Annotated in this window: 6 protein-coding genes; 1 reads left to right on the plus strand and 5 read right to left on the minus strand. The window is 57.8% G+C overall.

Annotated elements, in window-relative coordinates:
* Positions 1–1502 (plus strand): ribonucleoside-diphosphate reductase subunit alpha (locus ACRESJ_RS20055; RefSeq protein ID WP_431759447.1); only part of this gene is annotated, 1502 nt, incomplete at its 5' end.
* Positions 1503–1779: 277 nt separating this feature from the next.
* Here ACRESJ_RS20055 and flgE read toward each other — a convergent pair.
* The 5 genes from flgE to ACRESJ_RS20080 form a co-directional block, all read right to left on the minus strand.
* Entirely contained in the window at positions 1780–3129 is a 1350-nt protein-coding gene (flgE, locus tag ACRESJ_RS20060; RefSeq protein WP_431759448.1) for a flagellar hook protein FlgE, read from the minus strand.
* 31 nt (positions 3130–3160) lie between these two features.
* Positions 3161–3883: a flagellar hook assembly protein FlgD gene (gene flgD / locus ACRESJ_RS20065; protein WP_431759449.1), complete on the minus strand. Its 723-nt coding sequence runs from the start codon at positions 3881–3883 to the stop codon at positions 3161–3163.
* Positions 3884–3898: 15 nt separating this feature from the next.
* Positions 3899–4342, minus strand: a complete 444-nt coding sequence (gene flgC, locus ACRESJ_RS20070; protein ID WP_034146132.1) for a flagellar basal body rod protein FlgC — start codon at positions 4340–4342, stop codon at positions 3899–3901.
* A 3-nt stretch (positions 4343–4345) separates the two neighbouring features.
* Positions 4346–4753 (minus strand): flagellar basal body rod protein FlgB, encoded by a 408-nt coding sequence (gene flgB / locus ACRESJ_RS20075; protein WP_056853151.1) that lies wholly within the window; start codon positions 4751–4753, stop codon positions 4346–4348.
* A 42-nt stretch (positions 4754–4795) separates the two neighbouring features.
* Positions 4796–4999 (minus strand): hypothetical protein (locus ACRESJ_RS20080; protein WP_431759450.1); only part of this gene is annotated, 204 nt, incomplete at its 5' end.

Genomic DNA, 4999 nt, shown 5'->3' on the forward strand with positions numbered 1-4999 from the left:
TCGAGCTGCGCAAGAACACCGGTGATGACCGTCGTCGTACCCACGACATGAACACCGCCAACTGGATCCCTGACCTGTTCATGAAGCGCGTCTTCGATGACGGCAAGTGGACCCTGTTCTCGCCATCGGAAGTGCCAGACCTGCATGACCTGACTGGCAAGGCCTTCGAAGAGCGCTACGAGTACTACGAAGCCCTGAGCGAGTACCCAGGCAAGATCAAGCTGTTCAAGACCATCCAGGCCAAAGACCTGTGGCGTAAAATGCTGTCCATGCTATTTGAAACCGGCCACCCATGGCTGACCTTCAAAGACCCGTGCAACCTGCGCAGCCCGCAGCAGCACGTCGGCGTGGTCCACAGCTCGAACCTGTGCACCGAGATCACCTTGAACACCAACAAGGACGAGATCGCCGTTTGCAACCTGGGCTCGATCAACCTGCCGAACCACATCGTCAACGGCCAGCTCGACACCGCCAAGCTGCAACGCACCGTGAACACCGCCGTGCGCATGCTCGATAACGTGATCGACATCAACTACTACTCAGTGCCGCAAGCGAAGAACTCGAACCTCAAGCACCGTCCGGTTGGCCTGGGCATCATGGGCTTCCAGGACGCCTTGTACCTGCAGCACATTCCTTACGGTTCGGATGCGGCCGTGCAGTTCGCCGACTCTTCCATGGAAGCGGTCAGCTACTTCGCGATCCAGGCCTCCTGTGACCTGGCTGACGAACGTGGCGCCTACGAGACATTCCAGGGTTCGCTGTGGTCCAAAGGCATCCTGCCGCTGGATTCGCAACAGATCCTGATCGAAGCCCGTGGCCAGAAGTACATCGATGTCGACCTGAAGGAAACCCTGGACTGGGCACCGGTGCGCGCTCGCGTTCAGAAAGGTATCCGTAACTCGAACATCATGGCCATCGCACCGACCGCGACCATCGCCAACATCACTGGCGTATCGCAGTCGATCGAACCGACCTACCAGAACCTCTATGTGAAATCGAACCTGTCGGGCGAATTCACCGTGATCAACCCGTACCTGGTTCGCGACCTCAAGGCTCGCGGTCTGTGGGACTCGGTCATGATCAACGACCTGAAGTACTACGACGGTTCGGTGCAGCAGATCGAGCGCATCCCGCAAGAACTCAAAGAGCTCTACGCGACGGCGTTTGAAGTGGACACCAAGTGGATCGTCGACGCGGCAAGCCGTCGTCAGAAGTGGATCGACCAGGCTCAATCGCTGAACCTGTACATCGCTGGCGCTTCTGGCAAGAAGCTGGACGTGACCTACCGCATGGCCTGGTACCGTGGTCTGAAAACCACTTACTACCTCCGTGCCCTGGCCGCGACCAGCACCGAGAAGTCGACCATCAACACCGGTAAGCTGAACGCTGTATCCAGCGGCGGCAACCACGGTGACGACTCGGTCCTGGCCGCTCCAGCAGGTCCAGCTCCAGTGCCGAAGGCCTGCGCTATCGACGAGCCGGATTGCGAAGCTTGCCAATAAGCTGAGCCGGTAGGCGCCGCAAGGCGCTTGCTCGAAACCCCCGATCAGCCTCTGGCGGGTCGGGGGTTTTCTTTTGCCTGTAGGAAAAGGGTGACTGATCCGACGCCTTCGCGGGCAAGCCCGCCCCACAGAGGACCGAGTCTTTCCAGATAAACACGATCAACTGTGGGAGCGGGCTTGCCCGCGAAGAGGCCATCACATCCCACACAAAACCTCAGGCCGCAAAAAAGCCCCTCTTCCGAGGGGCTCCTTGTGCAGCAATACAACCCAACCAGCATCAGGTCATCTGAATGATGGTCTGCATGATGGTGCTCTGGGTCGAAATTGTCTTGGCGTTTGCCTGGTAGTTGCTCTGCGCCTTGATCAGGTCGACCAGTTCGTTGGTCACGTTGACGTTGGATTCTTCCAGGGAATTAGACTGAATCGAACCCAGGGTGCCGGTTTCCGGCGAATCGTAGCCTGGGATACCCGAGGAGTAGGTTTCTTTCCAGCTGCTGCCGCCTATAGGCTGCAGACCTTGTTCGTTGGTGAAGCTGGCCAGCGCCAGTTGACCGATCGGCTTGGTCTGGTAGTTGCTGAAGTTGGCCAGCAGTACGCCGCTGCCGTCGATGGTCAGGTTAGTGATCTGGCCGGTGGCGTAACCGTTCTGTGCAGGAATCGAACGCGCGGTGTCAGCATTGAACTGGGTGGTGTTGCTCATGGAAATGGTCACGCCTGCCGGATCGGCGGCGGCGCCGTTGGCTGCCCATGTTCCATTGGTCACTTTGCCTGGGATCCAGCCGGTGATTTTTAGATCACTGCTGATTATCGGCGCAGGGGTTGGAACGGTCGGTGGCACGGTTGGCGGCACTGGAGTGCTGACCGACATCAGCTTACCGCTCGTATCGAACGTCATGGTCGAAGGAGTCGGAGGCGTCAACGCCGCATTAGGGTCGGTGCCATCGGGGTTGCGACCATCGATCAGGGTATAGGTATCCCAAGTGTTGGGACCCGTCTTGACCATGTATTGATCCATGGTGTGCTGATTACCCTGAGTGTCGAAAATCGGGGTACTGAACTGTTTGGTAAACGTCGCCGGCTTGGTCGGATCGAATTTGTTGGCGACAACAGCCTGGTCGATCACATCAGCCGTTGAGTTCAGGTTGATCGTCGACGACACGCTGGTGGTGGATTTCGGCGCCAGGTTCGAAGTGTCAATGCGCAGGTCGGTCAGCACGCCGTTGACGATCTTGCCATTGGCGTCCACGCCGTAACCTTGCAGGCGCGAAGTGCCGTCGGTGTTGGTAACGTACCCTTCCTTGTCGACCTTGAACGTACCGGCACGGGTGTAGGACAGCGAGCCGTTGTTGTTCAGTACGAAGAAGCCGGAGCCGTTGATGCCCATGTCCAGAACGTTACCCGTGTTGCTGATATCGCCCTGGGTGAACTGTTGGGAAACGTTGGCCAGACGCACACCGCTACCAACGGTCTTGCTGCCTGTGCCCAACTTGGTCGCCGAGTACACATCTTCGAATTCTGCGCGGGACGACTTGAAACCAACGGTTGCCACGTTGGCAATGTTGTTGCCGGTCACGTCCAATTGCTTGTTGGCGGCATAGAGACCGCTAAGGCCGATGTTGAAAGACATACTCCACTCCTTTGTGCCGTGTTAGTCGGCTCTATATACCAATGGTTTGCACTTTGGACAGGGCAACGCTGCCCAGCCCGGCCAAGTTGAGCATCAACTCACCGCCGGTCTGGCTGATGGTCACGCTGTTGACGGTCGCCGGCAGGTTGGTGATCAGTGCAACGCTCTGATCATCGATGGTGGTTGCTGCCGAGAAGTTGTAAGTACCCGTCGGGGCCACGTTGCCGGCATCGTCCTTGCCGTCCCAGGTAAAGCTGGCATTGCCAGCCGGCTGATCGGACAGGGTGATGGTGCGTAGGGTTTTGCCGTCCTTGTCGGTGATTTTCACTGTGGTCTGCGCTACCGACTGCGGCAACACGACCGAACCGGTCATGCCCTTGGTCGTATCAACCACGGACTTGTCGCCCGGTGCGATGACCGAGCGACCGACCAGCGACGAGGCTTGCAACGCCTGGGAAGAGCCGAAGGTTCCGGCAATACCGCTCACAGTAGTGTTAAGCGTAGTGATGCCTTCCAGGCTGCTGAACTGCGCCAACTGTGCCACGAACTCACCGTTGCCCTGCGGCTCCAGCGGATTCTGGTTTTTCAGTTGCGTCACCAGCAGTTGAAGAAATGCATCCTTGCCCAAGGCCTTTTTGCCGGTGGCACTTCCTGCCGCAGACGCCAGGCTGTCGGTGTCTTTAGTGGTCTTGACCGAGGAGTTGGCCAGGATGTCGTTGAGGGAAAAGCCGCTGGTGGTATCGCTAACACTCATCTGAATCGCCCCTTATCACTGACCGAGGGTCAGCACCTTCTGCATCATGGTTTTGGCGGTGTTCATCATTTCGGCGTTGGTCTGGAACGAACGGCTGGCAGAAATCATGTCCGCCATTTCTTCCACCACGTTGACGTTCGGGTAGTAGACATAACCCTTGGCATCCGCCGCCGGATGGTTCGGCTCGTAGCGCGCTTCAAGATTGCTCTGGTCTTCGACCACACCCATTACCTGCACGCCTTGACCGGCTGCGTCCTGGTTCTGAAACAACGAATCGCTGCCGCCGCTCTGGCCACCCTGGAACATGGTGGCGAAAACCGGATGGCGCGCACGATAGGTCTGGTCGATGCTCGACGAAACGGTCTCGGCGTTGGCGATGTTCGAAGCGACGGTGTTCAAGCGAGTGGTCTGGGCACTCATGCCGCTACCGGCAATGTTGAAAACGCTGGATAGAGACATGGCTTACTCTCCGCGCAGGGCTGACACCAGCCCTTTGAATTTACTGTTGAGCAGGGTGAAACTCGCCTGGAAGTTGACGGAGTTTTCCGCGTAGTTGGACTGTTCCAGTTGGGCGTCCACGGTGTTCTGGTCGATCGACGGTTGCATCGGCGTGCGGTACATCAGCGACTCATCGCCATTGCCCAGGCCTTCGGCTTCGATGTGACGGCTGTTGGTCATGTTCAAGGCGAACGTGCCGTTTTTGGCTTTATCGTTCTGCGCCTCGAGTACTTTCGAGAACTCCAGATCCCGCGCCTTGTAGTTCGGGGTGTCGGCGTTGGCGATGTTGTTGGCCAGAACTTCGGCACGCTGGGCGCGGAAGCCCAAAGCCTTTTCGTGGATGCCGAGCGCTTTATCGAAGCTGATGCTCATGTCGGGAAACCTTCGGGTGACCTGATTTTTCGTACGATGAGCTTAGCAAGCGTCATGCCAATTAAAAAAACCCCATAAACCGGGGCTTTGCGGGCGATGGTCATGCGGCAATGCCAGAAAAGCGGCAACCGGTTTCCGCTGGATGCCGCTTTTCTGCCGCTTGATACAATCAAAAGAACACCACACCGCCTTGTAGGAGCCGGCTTGCTGGCGATGAACGATGGCACAGTCTGCCTGGATGACCAC

It is taken from the genome of Pseudomonas sp. (genome assembly GCF_050739655.1).
Lineage (GTDB): Bacteria > Pseudomonadota > Gammaproteobacteria > Pseudomonadales > Pseudomonadaceae > Aquipseudomonas.

Bases quoted from the DNA above. Each gene is read 5' to 3' on its own strand.
- flgE (WP_431759448.1), bottom strand. From the start codon at position 3,129: ATGTCTTTCAACATCGGCCTTAGCGGTCTCTATGCCGCCAACAAGCAA.
- flgD (WP_431759449.1), bottom strand. From the start codon at position 3,883: ATGAGTGTTAGCGATACCACCAGCGGCTTTTCCCTCAACGACATCCTG.
- flgC (WP_034146132.1), bottom strand. From the start codon at position 4,342: ATGTCTCTATCCAGCGTTTTCAACATTGCCGGTAGCGGCATGAGTGCC.
- flgB (WP_056853151.1), bottom strand. From the start codon at position 4,753: ATGAGCATCAGCTTCGATAAAGCGCTCGGCATCCACGAAAAGGCTTTG.